The 532-nt window shown below is 47.4% G+C and carries 1 protein-coding gene; it reads right to left on the bottom strand.

All coding sequences use genetic code 11. The features are described 5' to 3' along the window. Positions 1-218: 218 nt before the first annotated feature. Positions 219-344 carry a hypothetical protein gene (locus tag LG31_RS21765; protein ID WP_019445191.1) on the bottom strand — a complete coding sequence of 42 codons (126 nt, stop codon included), beginning with the start codon at positions 342-344 and terminating at the stop codon, positions 219-221. Positions 345-532 lie beyond the last annotated feature (188 nt).

The raw sequence follows: 532 nt of genomic DNA on the forward strand, positions 1-532 counted from the left end.
GATTAAAAAAGCCCTGATTAATCAGGGCTTTTTTATATCCAGATCGCAGCAGTCACTTTTCTGGAGAAAAACGATTTATTTCCCGTCAGGGATGGATATCAAAGGGTTGCTGTTTCAGGGGGAATAATCGCGACATTGTCTGCGGGCCGGAAACATAAAAGCCAGCCCATCACAGGCTGGCTTTGTACTGGCTCCGAAGGAACAACAGTAAGGGAGCGTTACTTCATTGCGCTGCCATTTTTCAGTTCTGCTTTCTGACGTTTGGCTTCGCGTTTCTCTTTCAGTGACATCTGCGGTTTTTTCTTGGCATCTTTGCCGTTGTGATGTTCTTTGTTACTCATCATCAAACTCCAAAAATGTTACCCAGACAGTTGGTTCCTCAAGGGAGCCAGCATGTCATCCGAATCATCGACTTCAGTACGCTATATGCGATGGCACCTGACCATCACCAGACCCAGCATACCCCCCATATGCATCCGGATCCAGCCTCATTCTCCGTCTCATAAAGCCCCTGTTCCAGACAGGGGAATAG

Source organism: Aeromonas lacus, assembly GCF_000764665.1.
Taxonomy (GTDB): Bacteria; Pseudomonadota; Gammaproteobacteria; order Enterobacterales; family Aeromonadaceae; genus Aeromonas; species Aeromonas lacus.